Here is a 16,799-nt window from a genome sequence, read left to right as displayed (position 1 = left end):
CAATGCTGGCGAAGGGGATTGTATTGTTTAGTTTTGAGAGGTCACGGACCTTTCAGCCCTGTACCTTGACAACTACATGAAAACGTAAGAAAGACCTCTGAAAGAAAGAGAAAAACCTTAGAAGGAAAGTTAAGAAAGAAAGGGCGTACGGCGGATGCCTAGGCCATATCAGCCGAAGAAGGACGCGATAAGCTGCGAAAAGCTGCGGTAAGGTGCAAGTAACCGGAGAGCCGCAGATATCCGAATGGGGCAACCCGGCAGTAGAAGTACTGTCACCTCCGGTAATGGAGGGGGGCACCCGGTGAACTGAAACATCTAAGTAGCCGGAGGAAGAAGAATCAACAGAGATGCCCGTAGTAGCGGCGAGCGAAGAGGGCGGAGCCCAAACCGAAGCGGGAAACCGAGACGGGGTAGAGGACTACTAAGACATGAGCGGAGGAAGCCGAAGCAGGTGGGAACCTGAGCCGAAGACGGTGAGAGCCCGGTAGGCGCAACGAAGCGAGTGGGGTAGAATCCGGAGTACCACGGGGCACGAGGAACCTTGTGGGAAGCAGGGGGGACCACCCTCCAAGGCGAAATACTGATATGGACCGATAGCGAAGAGTACCGAGAGGGAACGGTGAAAAGAACCCCGGGAGGGGAATGAAAGAGAACCTGAAACCGTATGCCTACAAGCAGTCGGAGCACGATAAGGGTGTGACGGCGTGCCTATTGAAGAATGAACCGGCGAGTTGGTATATGCGGCAAGGTTAAGCGGAAGACGCGGAGCCGAAGCGAAAGCGAGTCTGAAGAGGGCGATAAGTCGGATATAGTAGACCCGAAACCACAGTGATCTATCCATGCCCAGGTTGAAGCACAGGTAACAATGTGTGGAGGACCGAACCAGTGAGCGTTGAAAAGCTTTTGGATGAGGTGTGGATAGGGGTGAAATGCCAATCGAACGTGGAGATAGCTGGTTCTCCCCGAAATAGCTTTAGGGCTAGCCTCATGGAGAGAGTAGTGGCGGTAGAGCACTGAACAGGGAAGGGGCCAGAAGGTTACCGAACCTAATCAAACTACGAATGGCAGTACTTATACATGGGAGTCAGACTGCGAGTGATAAGACCCGCAGTCAAGAGGGAAACAGCCCGGACCAACCGCTAAGGTCCCCAATGCCGTGCTAAGTGGAAAAGGAGGTGACGTTTCGAAAACAACCGGGATGTTGGCTCAGAAGCAGCCATCATTAAAAGAGTGCGTAATAGCTCACCGGTCGAGAGACGTCGCGCCGAAGATGACCGGGGCTCAAGCACGGAACCGAAGCGATGGCATGTATGGGAGACATACATGGGTAGGGGAGCGTTCCTATGGGGGAGAAGCCTGACCGGAAGGACAGGTGGACCGATAGGAAGTGAGAATGCCGGTATGAGTAGCGAAAAGAAAGGTGAGAATCCTTTCCACCGAAAGCCGAAGGGTTCCCGGGCAACGATCGTCGACCCGGGGTAAGTCGGGACCTAATCCGAGGCGAAGAAGCATAGGAGATGGAGAGCAGGTTGAAATTCCTGCACCGGCGCAGACCGATAGAGCGAGGGAGTGACACAAGAAGGAACGTTCGCATGCGAATGGAAGAGCATGTCCAAGCAGGTAGGGAGTGTGGTAGGCAAATCCGGCACACAAAAAGCCCGAGATGTGATGGGGAGGCTGTAGAGATACAGGCGAAGGAACGGGGACTCGATTGTCAAGAAAAGCTTCTAGCGAGGGCTGCGGCGCCCGTACCAAAACCGACACAGGTAGGCGGGAAGAGAATTCTAAGGTGCGCGGGAAAACCCTCGTTAAGGAACTCGGCAAAATGTATCCGTAACTTCGGGAAAAGGATAACCCCGAGTAGGTGAGGACCGGAAGCGGTAGGAGCTGAAAGGGGTGGCACAAGAGAGGCCCAAGCGACTGTTTAGCACAAACACAGGCGTCTGCAAAAGCGAAAGCTGACGTATAGATGCTGACACCTGCCCGGTGCCGGAAGGTTAAGAGGACGTGTAAGCCGAAAGGCGAAGCAGAGAATTGAAGCCCCGGTAAACGGCGGCCGTAACTATAACGGTCCTAAGGTAGCGAAATTCCTTGTCGGGTAAGTTCCGACCCGCACGAAAGGTGTAACGATTTGGGCACTGTCTCAACGAGGGACCCGGTGAAATTGAAGTACCTGTGAAGATGCAGGTTACCCGCGACTGGACAGAAAGACCCCATGGAGCTTTACTGTAACCTGAGATGGAGTTTCGGTAGAAGACGTACAGGATAGTTGGGAGACGTAGAGGCGTGAACGCCAGTTTGCGCGGAGTCGGCGGTGGGATACCAACCTTGTTTTATTGAAATTCTAACGAGAGCCGTAACGAGGCTTCGGACAGTCTCAGGCGGGCAGTTTGACTGGGGCGGTCGCCTCCGAAAGAGCAACGGAGGCGCCCAAAGGTTCCCTCAGCGCGGACGGAAACCGCGCGCAGAGTGCAAAGGCAGAAGGGAGCTTGACTGCGAGACGGACAGGTCGAGCAGGGACGAAAGTCGGGCTTAGTGATCCGGTGGTAGAGAGTGGAATTGCCATCGCACAACGGATAAAAGCTACCCTGGGGATAACAGGCTTATCTCTCCCAAGAGTCCATATCGACGGGGAGGTTTGGCACCTCGATGTCGGCTCATCACATCCTGGGGCTGAAGTAGGTCCCAAGGGTTGGGCTGTTCGCCCAATAAAGTGGTACGCGAGCTGGGTTCAGAACGTCGTGAGACAGTTCGGTCCCTATCCATCGCGGGCGTAAGAAACTTGAAAGGGGCTGCTCCCAGTACGAGAGGACCGGAGTGGACCGACCGATGGTGTACCGGTCATGGCGCCAGCCGTGCAGCCGGGTAGCTACGTCGGGGAGGGATAAACGCTGAAAGCATCTAAGCGTGAAACCGGCCTAAAGATGAGGTTTCTGAGTACGAAAGTAAGTAAGGCCCCATGGAGACGAGATGGTAGATAGGCCGGGAGTGGAAGTGCAGCGATGCATGGAGCGGACCGGTACTAATAGGCCGAGAGCTTAACTTACGAAGAGGGGAGGCTTACGTTTTCTGTAGTTGTGAGGGTACGGGGGAGGCGATTCAGTGGTGACAGCTGCAGGGATCCACCTGTTCCCATACCGAACACAGCCGTTAAGCCTGCATACGCCGACAGTACTTGGGCGGAGACGCCCCGGGAGCATAGGAAGCCGCTGATTACTAAGAAACGGGATATGCATTTGCATGTCCCGTTTCTTTGTGTACAGGCTGCTTGCCTGTTCGCCGGGACATCTTTCGTTCTTCCGAAGAGGCGGCAAAAATGCCTTGGTGTGTACGGCGTTTGACTAATTTTGCCGCAGCAGGCATAATACATGCAGAGCCATGTATGGGAGTGATTAGTGTGAAAATGAGACATGTAGAAGAAAGCGACGTCCTGCGTTTTTCCCCGTGCAGGGAAATTGTATATACAAATTATCGTAATAAAGAAAAAACGGAAGAACGGGCCCTTATTTCCGAAGAAGTGACCATGCCCGTCATTATCGACGGCGAAGAGCGGGGCGCCTTAATCGCATCACCGCAGGATTTGTACCATCTTACAATCGGGTATGTTTTGGCAGAAGGCTTGGTGAGGACCTATGCGGATATTGAATCTGTCGTTATTACAGACGGCAGGGCCCTTGTCACGCTGACGAAGGAGGGGCATGAGAAGCCTTCCTGCCCGGTCGACCGTCTGGGGCCTGTCGCGGCCGAGGAGATTTGCAGCTACGGCAGCCTCTTGGATTCTCTCTCGGCAGCTCATCACAGCTCACACGGCGTTCATGAAGGGGCGCTCGTGCGTAAGGGCGGTGAAATGCTGGCCTATGCCGAAGATATCGGACGCCACAATGTTCTCGATCGGCTGCGCGGCATTGTGGAAGAAAAGGGTATAGACGTATCGGATGTCATGCTCATCTTTAGCGGACGCGTGCCGCAGTCGGTCATTACAAAGGTACACGGCATGGGCCTTCATCTCATTGCGTCACGGGCCCTGTCGTCCGCCTTGGGGCTTGAATTGGCGGATAAGCTCGGAATTACCGTTATTTGCGGCCTGCGTCCCGATTCGTTCAGGCTGTACACACATAAAGAACGTATTTCTTTTGAACAGTAAGCGTAAAAAAAGACACTCGGCTAAAATAATGTCGAGTGTCTTTTCATATATAGAATTTTTATATAAATTTTAAAAGAAGTACGTCTGCCGTTTCCCCGTCTCTGCATGGCGGCGTGCCCTTCTGAATTATGGCCAAGCCGTTTGTATGAGCAAGGCCTAAAAGAGAACTTGATGTAGCTACCGTATTGGGCGTAAAAAAGGGCCGTCCGTCAGAGAAGGAGATCATGCCCTGGACAAAGCGATCGACCGGATTGTCTTTGTTCACGCCGCCGACCATGGTACAGGCCAGTACGGGCAGATCCGTCACGGTCTCACCTTGCAGTCTGCGCAGGACCGGCAGGGCGATGAGGTGGAAGGCGTTGAAGGCGGCGGCCGGATTGCCGGATAAACCCAAGACGGGAATTGTCCGGCCGTCCTGTTCAATAACGCCGCCGAAGGCGGCCGAACCGGGGCGCATGGTGATGCGGTCATAAAGCTTACGCGCGCCGAGAGCTTCGTAGATTTGCGGCATCGTATCGAAGAGACCGACGGAGACGCCGCCCGTGCTGATGAGGATGTCTGCGTTTTTTAACGCTGCGCCGATTCGTTCTGTTTCCGTTTTCAGTGTCTCCGCTTTATCGGTTACATGCATGTGCGTGACTTGCGTAAAGCCATATTCACGCAAAAGGCTTGTGAAAAGGTAAGCGTTGGAGTTATAAATTTGCCCTTTGCTGCGCTTTGCGCCGGGCATAACCAATTCCTGTCCTGATGTGACGAGGACTGCCCGCGGCATTTTATAAACGGACAGTTCTTCGTTGCCCATGCCGACAGCCGCAGAAATCGCTCCGCCCGTAAGGTGCGTGCCTGCCGTAAAGAGGCGGGGTCCCTTGTCACATTCTTCGCCGACGGGAATGACATAGTCTCCCTTACGGACCGTGCCGTGCAGGACAATTACGTCGCCGTCACGTGTCGTCTGCTCCTGCATGACAATGGTATCGCAGTCGTCGGGCAGGGCGCAGCCCGTCATGAGACGTACCGCTTCGCCCGGGGCGACAGCATTATCGTACGTTTCGCCGGCGCCGATGGTCGCCAAAACACGGTATTTTGCGGTACCGTCCGCATAGCGGAGTGCATAGCCGTCAAAGGGCGACTTTCTATATGGCGGATAGGCATAGGCGGCATGGATATTTTTTGACAATATGCGGCCTGACGCAGCATCGGGACGGATGTATTCCGTCCCGATTGTTATGTTTTGCAGGGTGTCTTGCCAAATTTGTTTGGCTTTTTCTACTGATACAGGTGTCATATGCTCCTCTTTATGACTGCGTTGTTGCCGCTTCAGCCGCTTTTTTCGCTTCCAATGCCGCTTTGGCTGCTTTTGCCTTGGCAGCCAAAGCGGCCGGATCAAAGAGCGTAAAGACTTCAGTCGGGCATGCTTCAATGCAGGCGGGAACGCCCGATTCCGTGTCACGGCAAAGATCGCACTTAAAGGCTAGTTGACGGAAAGGACGGCCTTTCGTGTCGCCGTGGTAAATACGGGCCATGGTGATAGCGCCAAAGGGACAAGCTTTTGCACATTTGCCGCAGCCTTTGCAAATATCCTGGTCAAGGATAACCATATCCTCGCCCATAGAGATGGCCTTGAAAGGACAAGCTTCCAAACATTTCGGTTTGGGGCACTGACGGCACTGTACAGGCCGGGTCATGTCTTTCGTAATTTGAATCTGGACGCGCGGCGTGAAGTCGTAGCTGTCCGGATCCATCGTGAATATATTTTTTCCCGTATGATTTACGACACACGCAATCATACAGGTACGGCAGCCGATGCAGAGCATAGGGTCCGGCTTTATGAATTTATTCATTGGAAGCCGCCTCCGTTTCGTTTATAATGCCCATTTGTTGACGGATTTTGCCGTATTGCTCAATAATGAACTGTTCCGCCGCTTTCTGATCTTCGATTTTTTCTACACGGCACGCGCAATACTTAAATTCAGGCGTATTGCTCTTCGGATCGAGCTTGGCATTCGTCAATTCGTTGCAGGCACCGATCCACCACTGATAGGTCATGTACGTTGCGCCCTTGGAAACGCGTTCCGTCGGCAGGCAGCGCGTAACGGTCCTGCCGCGCGGTGAAATGACGCGAACCAGTTCGCCTTCCTTGATGCCGAGAGCTTCGCAGTCTTCCGGGTTCATCGTGATGAAGCCCGGTTCGTCCGCCAGAGAGCGCAGGAGCCGGCAGTTGCCCGTCATAGTGCGGACGGAGTAGTGGCCGACTTCGCGTACCGTCGACAAGGAGAGGGGGAATTCTTCCGTTTCCTTTTCCTTGACCGGCGTGAACGGGAAGAAGTAGAAATGCCCTTTTTTGTCGGCCGTAGCGAATTCGGCACCGGCATGGAGGTATTGGGTGCCCTTGTCTTCCGGATCCTGCGACCAGCAAGGCCACTGGATGCCGTGGTTGGCTTCCAGTTTTTCGTAGGTCGCGCCGAAAAATTTCGGAGCAAGTGAAATCATTTCGTTCCAAATTTCTTCCGTATTGTTATAGTGCATGGGATAGCCCATGGCAGTCGCAACTTCACAGAGGATTTCCCAATCCGTTTTGAGATTCGGATCCGGTTCGACCAGCTTGTGGACTCGCTGGAAACGGCGGTCGCAAGAGGAATATACCGCCTCGTGTTCGCCCCAGCACGTTGCCGGCAGGATGACGTCGGCGTATTCGCTGGTCTTGTTGAAGAAGATATCCTGGATTACGACAAAGTCGATTTTTTCCAGGGTTGCGCGAATTTCCGGCAAATCGGGATCCGACTGGGCCGGGTCTTCGCCGATGATATAGTAGGCGTGAATCTGCTTTTTCGGATCCGTTTCGCGGAGTACCCTGTCCGGAACGTGAGTTAAGGGCATGCCGTTCTTTTCGGAGAGTTTGACGCCCCAGGCTTGTTCGAATTTTTCACGGATCTGCGGGTCCGTAACCTTCTGATAGCCCGGATAGACGTTGGGCAAAACACCCATGTCGCATGTCCCCTGTACGTTGTTCTGGCCGCGGACGGGACCGACGCCTGTAGCGTAATGTCCGTAGTTGCCGGTCATGAGGCAGAGGTTCGAGCAGGCAATAACGCATTCCACCCCTTGGGAGAACTGGGTAATGCCCATGCCCCACGTGGTCATGGTATGTTTCGATGACGCAAAGAGCCGTGCCGCCGCGCGAATGTCTTCCGGATTGAGGTGAGTCTGTTCCGCAATCGCTTCGGGTGCATATTTCGGATCGGCAATTTTTTTGGCGTACTCTTCAAAACCGGCCGTATGGGCATTGACAAATTCATGATCGACCAGGTCTTCCGTTACGATGACATGCGCCATTGCGCAGAGGAAAAGCATGTTCGTGCCGCCCTTGATTTGCAGGAAAATGTCCGCAATACGGGCGGTTTCGGTCTTGCGGGGATCGACGCAAATAATCTTTGCGCCTTTTTTCTTAGCCCGTACAATCCGACGAGCTACGAGGGGATGGGACGTAGCCGCATTATACCCCATGTTGAAGATGACTTCCGCATCTTCCAGTTCGGGAACACTATAAGACATAGCGCCTTCACCAACCGATTCGCCGAGCCCGGCGACTGAAGGCGCGTGTCAGATACGTGCGCAGTGGTCGACGTTATTCGTGCCGACGACTGCGCGCATAAACTTCTGTGTCAAATAACCGACTTCGTTTCCCGGACCTCTGGCGGAGCCGGCACCCATAACCGTATCGGGACCGTATTCCTTGATGATGGCTTTAAGTCGGTCTGCCGTATATTGAATCGCTTCTTCCCAAGAAACCGGTTCAAGGGGACTTCCTTTACCGCCTTTGCGCATTAAGGGCGTGCGAATACGCTTCGTAAGGATTTTGGGATCGTTCAGAAAGTCCCAACCGTACAACCCTTTAAGACAAAGGCGTCCGTCGTTGTTCACGCCGTCGGGACAGCCCTTGGCTTCGATGACGCGATTGTTCTCTTTATCTACAATACAGTCGATAAGACAGCCTGTACCGCAGTAAGGACAAACGGTGGTAACCTTTTCATAAGCCATTATAAATTCACCTCTTTATGGTTGATAACAAATACGCAGGTGTTTGTATATTATTTCACTAAGGAATAAGAATATGTAAGGCTGTGACAGGCTTCACATATATATCTTACGGATAACCCTATTGTATACCTAATATTCTCAATATGCAAATGAAAACAAAAAAATGTATAAATGAGATTTTTCGCCGTCTTCATTCAGCAGGGAGAAGGGAAATGATATACTCGCTTATTTCCCGTATATTTGCAGGCGTAAAACAGCGGTAGTCGTTCGTTGCCGGCGGCGGTTCGGGCGAAACAACGGCCGTAATCTTTTCGCCGTCATCCGCCGGAGGCGGCGCTTCGCCGGGAGCGAGGACTTTTATGGCCGGAAAAACGGTGCGGCTCCTCGTCTCGATAAAGACGACATCGGCCGGCATCGCTTCGGCGTGCAGCAAAAGGGCACGGGATTTATCCGGCCCGTCTGCGTCGGCACGTGCGGCAATATAGGCGGATACGGCACCGGCCGCTTTTGCCCGCCACGTATCGCTGCCCGGCTTTTCCCCGCTCACGTTGTGATGGGTACTCTTGACGTAGCCGACGGCATAGCCTTGCGCGGTCAGCCGGCGGATAAGGGCGACGCAAAGCCGTGTTTTGCCGGTACCGGATTTGTCGGCCGTAACGGAGATGACGGGCACGGTACGCTGCCGGTTCGTTTCGTAGGCTAAGGCATCTTTGTAAGCAACGGGCGTATTCGTGTTGACGTACTGGTGCGCATAAGCACTTTCGTCGACAAAGCGGGCCGCGTCTTTATAAATCTGCCTGACCCGGTAATCACCGCTTTGCAGGGCGGCACGGATTTTTTTATAGACACTGTCCGTGTAGACGGCGGCAAGAGGATTTTCTTTGCCGTTAACGACAGGGACAATGGCTTCGTAGCTACCGGCACCTGTCGATGTGAGGAAACGGGACAGGGCGGAAAAGTCGTAGAACGGCAGATCGACGGAGAGGACGAGACGCCTCGGTGCAGGATAGGCGCGCATGGCCGCCTCCATGCCGCTCAAGGGGCCGCAGTGAGGGAAGGTATCGCCAATGACGGCAAGGGTACGCGATTCTCCTTTGGGCGACGTCCAAAAATATTCTTTTATCTTCTCGGATGATTTATCGGCGATAACCTCTAGTTGTCCCGGCAAGTTCGTCAAGTCGATGGGGGCATTTGCCGAAACGATTATGGAAGAAAAGGGCACGACAAGACTGCGGCAGAGTAAATCTGTCAACAAGGTTTTACCGCGCCAAGGCAGGTATGCTTTATTGTATCCCATACGACTGCTTTCGCCGCCTGCAAGAACGAGGAGAGAAAGGAGGTTCGCTGCGTTGTGTGAGCTCATATTAAGATTGTCCTATCGTTTTTAAGAAAAGCGTACCACAGAATTTTAAGATTGCAAGAAAAATGTATACACAACGAAATACTTGACGAATGAAACGGGAATAGTATACTAATAACCGAAAGTCATGCAATATATGCAAACAAATGATTATTGCGTGAGACAAGGAGGAATCGTTATGTTATCACCACAAGAAGTTGCGGAGAAGTTTGACGGTATCGGTCTGGGGAAAGCAAATTTATGCGTTTCCAAGGCAATTCTGCTGGGAATTCTTGCCGGCATGTACATTGCCTTGGCAGCCGTCGGGGCCAACACGGGCGGCAGTATGATGGAAAACCCGGGTATTGCAAAAATCATCAGTTCTCTCATTTTTCCGGCCGGTTTGGCCATGGTTGTCCTGGCGGGATCGGAACTGTTTACAGGTGACTGTTTGATGCTCATTTCCAATCTGGACAGGAAAATCACGGTCGGTAAGATGCTCCGCTGCTGGATTCTCGTATATGTGGGCAACCTCATAGGTTCTTTGGTGGTCGCCTTTTTAATGACTCAGGCCCATCAATTTTCTCTCTTCGGCAACGGTGTTGCCATGGTTACCATGAAGACGGCTATAGCAAAAGTGTCCTTATCTCCTATCAGCGCCGTCATTCTGGGTATATTCTGCAACTCCCTCGTCTGTGTTGCCGTTTGGATCGCTACTGCGGGAACGACAATAACGGAAAAATTGGCCGGTGTATATTTGCCGATATTCCTTTTCGTTCTCTGCGGATTTGAACACAGTGTTGCCAATATGTATTATATTCCGGCAGGTATATTCGCATCCATGGATCCGGCCTATGCCGCTGCAGCCGCTGCAAAGGGCGTGGATTTATCCATGCTTACATGGGGCAATTTCTTTATCGGCAACCTCCTTCCCGTTACAATCGGCAATATTATCGGCGGCAGTTTCATGGTCGGCACCGTCTATTGGAAGTGCTATCATAAAACGGAACGGTAAAAGCTTTAATTCGACAGCTGTACGGGCGGAGCGTTTTAGTAAAATGATTGGATATTTACATGAAAATATTCTATAATGAACACCAGATACCGGTTCCGGCATTTTGTCGCGAGCCGGTTGTCATATATAGGCGAATTTATTATAACCGGGAAGGTATTTATCAATGAAATGCATTAAAACGGAAGACGCGGTCGGTCAAGTACTGTGTCATGATATAACGCAGATTATTCGCGGCGTTACAAAGGGGCCCGTCTTTCGCAAGGGCCATATAATCGTCAGGGAAGACATTCCCGTTCTTTTGTCCGTAGGCAAGGAGAATATCTTCGTGTGGGAAAACGATGAAACGATGCTGCACGAAGACGACGGTGCCGCCATATTGCGCGATATCTCCATGGGTACCTGTATGCACGCCACGGCTCCGAAGGAAGGAAAAATCGAGCTTATTGCCGACTGCGACGGCCTGCTTACCGTCGACAGAAGGCGTCTTGTCGCCGTCAACTCCTTGGGTGAAATGATGATTGCGTCCCGTCACGGCGGCTTTGCCGTGAAGAAGGGGGATAAGCTGGCCGGTATGCGGGTTATCCCGCTGGTCATCGCGAAGAAGAAGATGGAAGAGGCGAAGGCGGCCGCTGCAGGCGGACCCGTTTTTCAGGTCCGGCCTTTTACAAAAAAACGGGTCGGCCTCGTCGTTACGGGAAATGAGGTCTTTTACGGCCGTATTGACGATACATTTACGCCCGTTATCCGGTATAAGGTGGGCGAGTTCGGCGCAGCTGTGGAAATGCGCGTCGTTCTCGGCGACGAGCCGTCAAGGATTACGGCGGTCATTACTGATATGCTCGCTGCCGGCATGGATATGGTTCTCTGTACGGGCGGTATGAGCGTCGATCCGGACGACAAGACGCCCTTGGCCATCAAAAACACGGGTAATCGCATCGTCTCCTACGGCGCGCCCGTCCTGCCCGGCGCTATGTTTCTCCTGTCTTATACGGATGACAACCGCCCCGTCGCAGGCCTGCCGGGCTGCGTCATGTACGCGAAGCGGACGATTTTCGACCTCGTCCTGCCCTATCTTATGGCAGGCGTGCCCGTAAGCGCGGCCGACCTGGCCCGCATGGGTGAAGGCGGCCTCTGCCTGGACTGTCCCGTCTGTACTTTTCCCAATTGCGGCTTCGGCAAGTAGGAGGCTTTATGGCAGAACTTACACATATAGATGAAAAAGGAAACGCCCGCATGGTCGACGTGAGTGAGAAAAACATTACGTCACGCACGGCTGTGGCGAGGGGCTTTATTACGATGAGCGAAGAGTGCTATGACCTCGTTAGGAACGGCGGCATGACTAAGGGTGATGTCCTGGGGGCGGCACGTGTTGCCGGCATTATGGGCGCCAAGCGGACGAGCGAGCTTATTCCGCTTTGCCATCTTCTGCTTTTGTCGAAGTGTGCCGTCGATTTTACTTTGCATGACGAGGCGTGCCGCATTGAGGTGACGTGTACCGTCAAGTGCCAAGGCGGGACGGGTGTTGAAATGGAAGCGCTTACAGGCGTTTCAGCGGCGCTTCTCACTATTTACGACATGTGCAAGGCTGTCGACAGGGAGATGGTTTTGTCGAATATACATTTAGCCGAAAAAATCGGCGGCAAAAGCGGTCACTTTGTTTACAGAAAGACAGGACAAAAAAGTGAAGGATAAGCTGGGAAGAAATATAAACTATCTGCGTATTTCCGTCACGGACAAATGCAACCTTCGCTGTAAGTATTGTATGCCCGCGGGCGTGTCCGACGTGTGTCATGAAGAAATACTGCGGTATGAAGAGTTTCTGGCCGTTTGCGGCACTGCCGTTCGTTTGGGTATTAATGCCTTCAAGATTACAGGCGGCGAGCCGCTCATTCGGCGCGGCATCATTCCTTTTATGGCGGAGCTCAAGGCCATGGACGGCGTGCGCGCCGTGACGCTCACGACAAACGGCATATATCTGGAAGAGCATTTGCCCGAACTCGTGCGCATCGGCATTGACGGTATCAATATCAGTCTGGACACGCTGGACAGAGAGCAATTTGCGGATATTACCGGGACCGACGGCCTGACACGGGTTGTTGCCGCGCTGACGGCCGCGGCGGAAAGCGGTATTCGCACGAAGGTCAATGCCGTCATGCTCGGACAGACGAGGAGTCAGATTTTGCCGCTTGCAGCTTTAGCGAAAGCTATGCCTGTCGACGTGCGCTTCATTGAAGTCATGCCTATCGGTATCGGCCGCTTTGAAAGAGGCTTGACCGAAGCGGACGCTTTGGCCGTGCTGCAGCAAAAATATACGGACCTGCGGCCTGACGGCGGCACGCATGGCAACGGGCCGGCAACCTATTGGAAAAGTGAGGATATGCGCGGTTCTATCGGCTTTATTGCGGCCAACACACATAAATTCTGTGATGCATGCAATCGCCTGCGCCTGACGAGTACGGGCTTTTTGAAGTCCTGCCTCTGCTACGTGGGCGTTGATTTGAAGGCCGTCCTTCGCGGTAAGGCCGGCGGAACTTTGGAAGAGGCCATCGCCGCGGCGATCGGCAAGAAACCGCAGGGCCACTGCTTCGGTGAAAGGGAAGAAATTACGGAAGGAAAGACAATGAATCAAATCGGGGGATAAGGATGGGGAAAATAGAGGCTCTGTGTATCAGTACAAGGCGGGGCATTCAAAAAGAAGCCGTTCCGGCAGCACGGTTTATTGTCGGCTGGGGCATTGAAGGCGATGCGCATGGCGGCGACTGGCACCGTCAGGTAAGTCTTTTGTCGGCCGACAAGATAGCAAATTTTCGCAAGTGCGGTGCTCACGTTGGTTTCGGCGCTTTCGGTGAAAACATGGTCGTCTCGGGGTTTGACTTCGCGAAAATGCCTGTCGGTACGTTGCTGCGCTCGGGTGAAGTTCTTTTGGAGATGACGCAAATCGGCAAGGAATGCCATACACACTGTGCCATTTACCACTCCGTCGGCGACTGCATCATGCCGCGGGAAGGTGTGTTTGCGCGCGTATTGCAGGGAGGTATTTTACAGACGGGAGATGAACTTGTGATGGAAGAACGAAAGGAGCCGCGCCCCTATCGGGCGGCGGTGGTTACCTTGTCCGACAAAGGGTGCCGGGGACAGCGCAGGGATGAAAGCGGACCGCTCATTGCGTCGGAGTTGGAAAAACGCGGTTTTGAAGTAGTGGAAAAGCTGCTTCTGCCGGATGATGAAGAACAGATAAAAGTACAGCTTTGTCGCTTGTCGGATCAGCGGCAAGTAGATATAATAATAACGACCGGCGGTACGGGATTCGCTCCGTCCGATATTACGCCGGAAGCTACTCTTGCCGTAGCGGACAGACAGGTCCCGGGTGTGGCGGAAGCGATTCGGGCCGAATCGCTGAAAAAGACGAAGCGCGCCATGTACTCCCGCGCCGTCAGCGTCCTGCGCAAGAAAACGCTGATCGTCAATCTTCCGGGCAGCCCCAAGGCGTGCCGGGAGTGTATGGATGTTTTTATGGATACAGTCTTTCATCCGTTGGAACTGCTTCGTTACGGGGCAAGAGACTGTGCCGAACAATAAATGAAACCCTTAACAGGAGGCGGAGAAAACATGAAAACATGGAAAAAGTTTGTCGGATTGGCACTGGCAGCGACGATGGCCGTCGGTCTTGTCGGCTGCGGACAGGAGAAACAGGCGGAACAAAGCGGGGGGAAGGATAAAGTGCATCTTACAGTATTTGCGGCTGCAAGCATGACGGAAACGTTGAACAAGCTGGCGGCAGAGTATCAAAAAGACCATCCGAACGTGGAAATTACGTTCAACTTCGATTCTTCGGGAACGCTGAAGAAACAGATTCAAAACGGCGCGGAATGCGATATCTTCATTTCGGCGGCACAGAAACAGATGAATCAGCTTGACGCGGCGAAGGATGAAAAGGCAAATCCCGATAAATTGGATTTCATCAAATCCGATTCGCGTATTGACCTCTTGGAAAACAAGGTTGTCCTCGTAGCGCCCGAAGGCAATCCGAAGCATGTGGAAAGCTTTAACGACATGGCAACCAAGTTAAAAGACGGTTCCATTCGTCTCGTCATGGGCAACAATGACGTTCCTGTCGGTCAGTATACGGAAAAAATCCTCAAGTTCTATAATCTTGACGAAAAGGCGATTGCCGCTGCCGGCAACATTACGTACGGCTCAAACGTCAAGGAAGTAACGACACAAGTGTTGGAAGGCAGTGCGGATTGCGGCGTTGTCTATGCTACGGATGCGTTCAGTGCCAAATTAAAACCGATTGATCAGGCTACGAAGGAAATGTGCGGTCAAATTATTTATCCCGCAGCTATCTTGAAGAACTCCAAAAATCAGGATGCGGCTAAAGAATTCCTTACATTCTTACAGAGCGACGCGGCTATGAAGGTATTTGAAAGCGTCGGGTTCAGCCGCGTATAGGAGCGGGCTTATGGATTGGTACCCTCTATGGAACAGTCTGCGTATTGCGGGCATATCCTGCATAATTGTATTTTTTCTGGGTATATTCGCGGCACACCGCATCGCGAAGCTGCCGCCGTTGTTGAAGGGCGTCCTGGACGTCCTTCTTACGTTACCGATGGTTTTACCGCCGACGGTCTGCGGCTGGCTGTTGCTCCTCGTTTTCGGGCTTACCCATCCTGTGGGAATATTTCTGAAGGATATGGGTATACAGTTCGTCATGACCTGGTACGGCGGCGTTATCGCCTCGGCGGTCGTCGCCTTTCCGCTCATGTACCGCACTGCACGGGGTGCATTTGAAAGCTTCAATGAAAATCTGGCTTGGAGCGCGCGCACCTTGGGGCTGTCGGAACGGTTCATCTTTTGGCGTATTCGTCTGCCGGCGTGCAAGCAGGGGATTATTGCCGGCGTCGTCCTCGCCTTTGCGAGAGCTCTCGGTGAATACGGCGCAACGAGCATGCTCATCGGCTACATTCCCCGCAATACGGCGACCATTTCGACGACAGTCTATCAGCTGTGGCGGACCAATGACGAATACAGCGCCTTTATATGGGTTGTTATCAACATCGTCATCAGTGCCGTTGTCCTGCTTACGGTCAACATGATGGAAAAACGGGCGCGGCAGAGGAGGGTCGGCGCATGGCAATAGATGTGAACGTGCAAAAAACGCTGGGAAATTTTTTCCTCGATCTCTCCTTTTCCTCCGCCGGCGGCGTCGTCGGGCTCTTGGGTGCGTCGGGCTGCGGGAAGAGCAAGACACTGCAATGCATTGCCGGTATTGAGACGCCGGACAGGGGACTTGTCGGCGTGGACGGTAAGGTTCTCTTCGACAGCGAAAAAAAGATAGACGTACCTGTGCAGGAGCGGCGCGTAGGCTATTTGTTTCAGGATTATGCCCTCTTTCCGAATATGACCGTAGAAGAAAATATTTTCCACAGTATTCGGGAGAACTGCAATAAGGCGGAAAAGAGGAAAATCGTCGACTCCATGGTAAAACGTCTGCGTCTGACCGGGTTGGAACGGCAGAAACCGGGACAGCTTTCGGGCGGACAGCAACAGCGCGTCGCCTTGGCGCGCATTCTCGTGAACGAGCCGGACGTTTTGCTCCTTGATGAGCCTTTCAGTGCGCTGGACAGCTATTTGAAGGAAAAGGTGATGATTGAACTCAGCGAGACGTTGGCACGTTTCCGAAAGGACGTCGTCCTCGTCACGCACAGCCGCGATGAAGCCTACCAGCTTTGTGATTCCCTGGCGATTCTCTCGGCGGGACGGCTGGAAGTGTTCGGCAGGACAAAAGATGTTTTTGCAGCGCCGCGGACAAAGGCGGCAGCCGCCTTGACGGGTTGCAAGAACATTATTGCCGCCGCGAAAGCGGGCGAGCATGAGGTGAACGTTCCCGGCTGGGGCGTGACCTTTACGACGGAGGAAGCGGTCGGTGACGACCTTTGTGCCGTAGGCGTGCGCGCTCACGCGTTTAAGATCGACGAAGAGCGCAACGCCTTCAATTTGCGCATAGTCGAAGAGATAGAGCAGCCCTTTGAGTGGGTTTTGAAATTCCGCTATGCCGACCAGCAGGAAGGCACGCAGCATATTTGGTGGCGTTTCGCCAAAGACCGGCGGCCGGCGGCCTTGCCGGAACGACTGGGCGTGGCATCTGAGGATATACTGCTTTTGTATAGGTAAAGGATAACTTTGAGAGGATGCAGCACTTTGGAGCGCTTAGCCGAAATGTTGCATCCTCTTTTTGCAAGATCGTAGCGGCTGATGCGGTG

The 16,799-nt window shown here is 53.1% G+C and carries 13 protein-coding genes and 2 rRNA genes; 11 read left to right on the top strand and 4 right to left on the bottom strand.

The features are described from left to right. The first annotated feature begins 127 nt into the window (after positions 1–127). From BQ2674_RS06940 to BQ2674_RS06930, 3 genes are all read left to right on the top strand, one after another. Positions 128–3,046, top strand: a 23S ribosomal RNA gene (locus tag BQ2674_RS06940). A gap of 52 nt (positions 3,047–3,098) precedes the next feature. Next, positions 3,099–3,215 (top strand): 5S ribosomal RNA (gene rrf, locus BQ2674_RS06935). A gap of 188 nt (positions 3,216–3,403) precedes the next feature. Next, positions 3,404–4,144, top strand: a complete 741-nt coding sequence (locus BQ2674_RS06930; RefSeq protein ID WP_075573383.1) for a formate dehydrogenase accessory sulfurtransferase FdhD — start codon at positions 3,404–3,406, stop codon at positions 4,142–4,144. Positions 4,145–4,202: 58 nt separating this feature from the next. On the opposite strand, the gene BQ2674_RS06925 is transcribed toward BQ2674_RS06930, so the two are convergent. From BQ2674_RS06925 to BQ2674_RS06905, 4 genes are all read right to left on the bottom strand, one after another. Then, the gene (locus BQ2674_RS06925; protein ID WP_075573070.1) at positions 4,203–5,429 is read right to left on the bottom strand and encodes a molybdopterin molybdotransferase MoeA; all 1,227 of its coding nucleotides are present in this window, start codon (positions 5,427–5,429) and stop codon (positions 4,203–4,205) included. Positions 5,430–5,439: 10 nt separating this feature from the next. Then, positions 5,440–5,985 carry a 4Fe-4S dicluster domain-containing protein gene (locus BQ2674_RS06920; protein WP_075573069.1) on the bottom strand — a complete coding sequence of 182 codons (546 nt, stop codon included), beginning with the start codon at positions 5,983–5,985 and terminating at the stop codon, positions 5,440–5,442. Next, a complete protein-coding gene (gene fdhF, locus BQ2674_RS08610; RefSeq protein WP_083222318.1) occupies positions 5,978–8,182 on the bottom strand; it encodes a formate dehydrogenase subunit alpha in 2,205 nt (734 codons plus the stop codon). Before fdhF ends, BQ2674_RS06920 begins: the two co-directional genes overlap by 8 nt. Before the next feature lie 190 nt (positions 8,183–8,372). Then, a complete protein-coding gene (locus tag BQ2674_RS06905; RefSeq protein ID WP_075573066.1) occupies positions 8,373–9,545 on the bottom strand; it encodes a molybdopterin-guanine dinucleotide biosynthesis protein MobB in 1,173 nt (390 codons plus the stop codon). Positions 9,546–9,720: 175 nt separating this feature from the next. Here BQ2674_RS06905 and BQ2674_RS06900 point away from each other — a divergent pair, with 175 nt between their 5' ends. From BQ2674_RS06900 to BQ2674_RS06865, 8 genes are all read left to right on the top strand, one after another. Further along, positions 9,721–10,536 carry a formate/nitrite transporter family protein gene (locus BQ2674_RS06900; RefSeq protein ID WP_075573065.1) on the top strand — a complete coding sequence of 272 codons (816 nt, stop codon included), beginning with the start codon at positions 9,721–9,723 and terminating at the stop codon, positions 10,534–10,536. A gap of 163 nt (positions 10,537–10,699) precedes the next feature. Then, positions 10,700–11,719 carry a molybdopterin-binding protein gene (locus BQ2674_RS06895; protein ID WP_075573064.1) on the top strand — a complete coding sequence of 340 codons (1,020 nt, stop codon included), beginning with the start codon at positions 10,700–10,702 and terminating at the stop codon, positions 11,717–11,719. 8 nt (positions 11,720–11,727) lie between these two features. Then, positions 11,728–12,228 carry a cyclic pyranopterin monophosphate synthase MoaC gene (moaC, locus tag BQ2674_RS06890; RefSeq protein WP_075573063.1) on the top strand — a complete coding sequence of 167 codons (501 nt, stop codon included), beginning with the start codon at positions 11,728–11,730 and terminating at the stop codon, positions 12,226–12,228. Then, positions 12,191–13,177 carry a GTP 3',8-cyclase MoaA gene (gene moaA, locus BQ2674_RS06885; RefSeq protein WP_235828832.1) on the top strand — a complete coding sequence of 329 codons (987 nt, stop codon included), beginning with the start codon at positions 12,191–12,193 and terminating at the stop codon, positions 13,175–13,177. The genes moaC and moaA overlap by 38 nt, the downstream gene beginning before the upstream one ends. 2 nt (positions 13,178–13,179) lie before the next feature. After that, a complete protein-coding gene (locus BQ2674_RS06880) occupies positions 13,180–14,115 on the top strand; it encodes an MOSC domain-containing protein (RefSeq protein ID WP_075573061.1) in 936 nt (311 codons plus the stop codon). Between the two features lie 30 nt (positions 14,116–14,145). Continuing rightward, positions 14,146–14,988: a molybdate ABC transporter substrate-binding protein gene (gene modA / locus BQ2674_RS06875; RefSeq protein ID WP_075573060.1), complete on the top strand. Its 843-nt coding sequence runs from the start codon at positions 14,146–14,148 to the stop codon at positions 14,986–14,988. Positions 14,989–14,998: 10 nt separating this feature from the next. Beyond that, entirely contained in the window at positions 14,999–15,676 is a 678-nt protein-coding gene (modB, locus tag BQ2674_RS06870) for a molybdate ABC transporter permease subunit (RefSeq protein WP_075573059.1), read from the top strand. Beyond that, entirely contained in the window at positions 15,667–16,710 is a 1,044-nt protein-coding gene (locus BQ2674_RS06865; RefSeq protein WP_075573058.1) for a sulfate/molybdate ABC transporter ATP-binding protein, read from the top strand. Before modB ends, BQ2674_RS06865 begins: the two co-directional genes overlap by 10 nt. The last annotated feature ends 89 nt before the right edge of the window (positions 16,711–16,799 follow it).

This window comes from Megasphaera coli (assembly GCF_900095855.1).
Classification (GTDB): domain Bacteria; phylum Bacillota; class Negativicutes; order Veillonellales; family Megasphaeraceae; genus Megasphaera; species Megasphaera massiliensis_A.
This window is presented reverse-complemented; position numbering and strand designations above follow the sequence as displayed.

Excerpts from the sequence above, each read along its gene's own strand:
- BQ2674_RS06930 (WP_075573383.1), top strand. The coding sequence starts at position 3,404 with ATGAGACATGTAGAAGAAAGCGACGTCCTGCGTTTTTCCCCGTGCAGG.
- BQ2674_RS06925 (WP_075573070.1), bottom strand. The coding sequence starts at position 5,429 with ATGACACCTGTATCAGTAGAAAAAGCCAAACAAATTTGGCAAGACACC.
- BQ2674_RS06920 (WP_075573069.1), bottom strand. The coding sequence starts at position 5,985 with ATGAATAAATTCATAAAGCCGGACCCTATGCTCTGCATCGGCTGCCGT.
- BQ2674_RS06905 (WP_075573066.1), bottom strand. The coding sequence starts at position 9,545 with ATGAGCTCACACAACGCAGCGAACCTCCTTTCTCTCCTCGTTCTTGCA.
- BQ2674_RS06900 (WP_075573065.1), top strand. The coding sequence starts at position 9,721 with ATGTTATCACCACAAGAAGTTGCGGAGAAGTTTGACGGTATCGGTCTG.
- BQ2674_RS06895 (WP_075573064.1), top strand. The coding sequence starts at position 10,700 with ATGAAATGCATTAAAACGGAAGACGCGGTCGGTCAAGTACTGTGTCAT.
- moaC (WP_075573063.1), top strand. The coding sequence starts at position 11,728 with ATGGCAGAACTTACACATATAGATGAAAAAGGAAACGCCCGCATGGTC.
- BQ2674_RS06880 (WP_075573061.1), top strand. The coding sequence starts at position 13,180 with ATGGGGAAAATAGAGGCTCTGTGTATCAGTACAAGGCGGGGCATTCAA.
- modA (WP_075573060.1), top strand. The coding sequence starts at position 14,146 with ATGAAAACATGGAAAAAGTTTGTCGGATTGGCACTGGCAGCGACGATG.
- modB (WP_075573059.1), top strand. The coding sequence starts at position 14,999 with ATGGATTGGTACCCTCTATGGAACAGTCTGCGTATTGCGGGCATATCC.
- BQ2674_RS06865 (WP_075573058.1), top strand. The coding sequence starts at position 15,667 with ATGGCAATAGATGTGAACGTGCAAAAAACGCTGGGAAATTTTTTCCTC.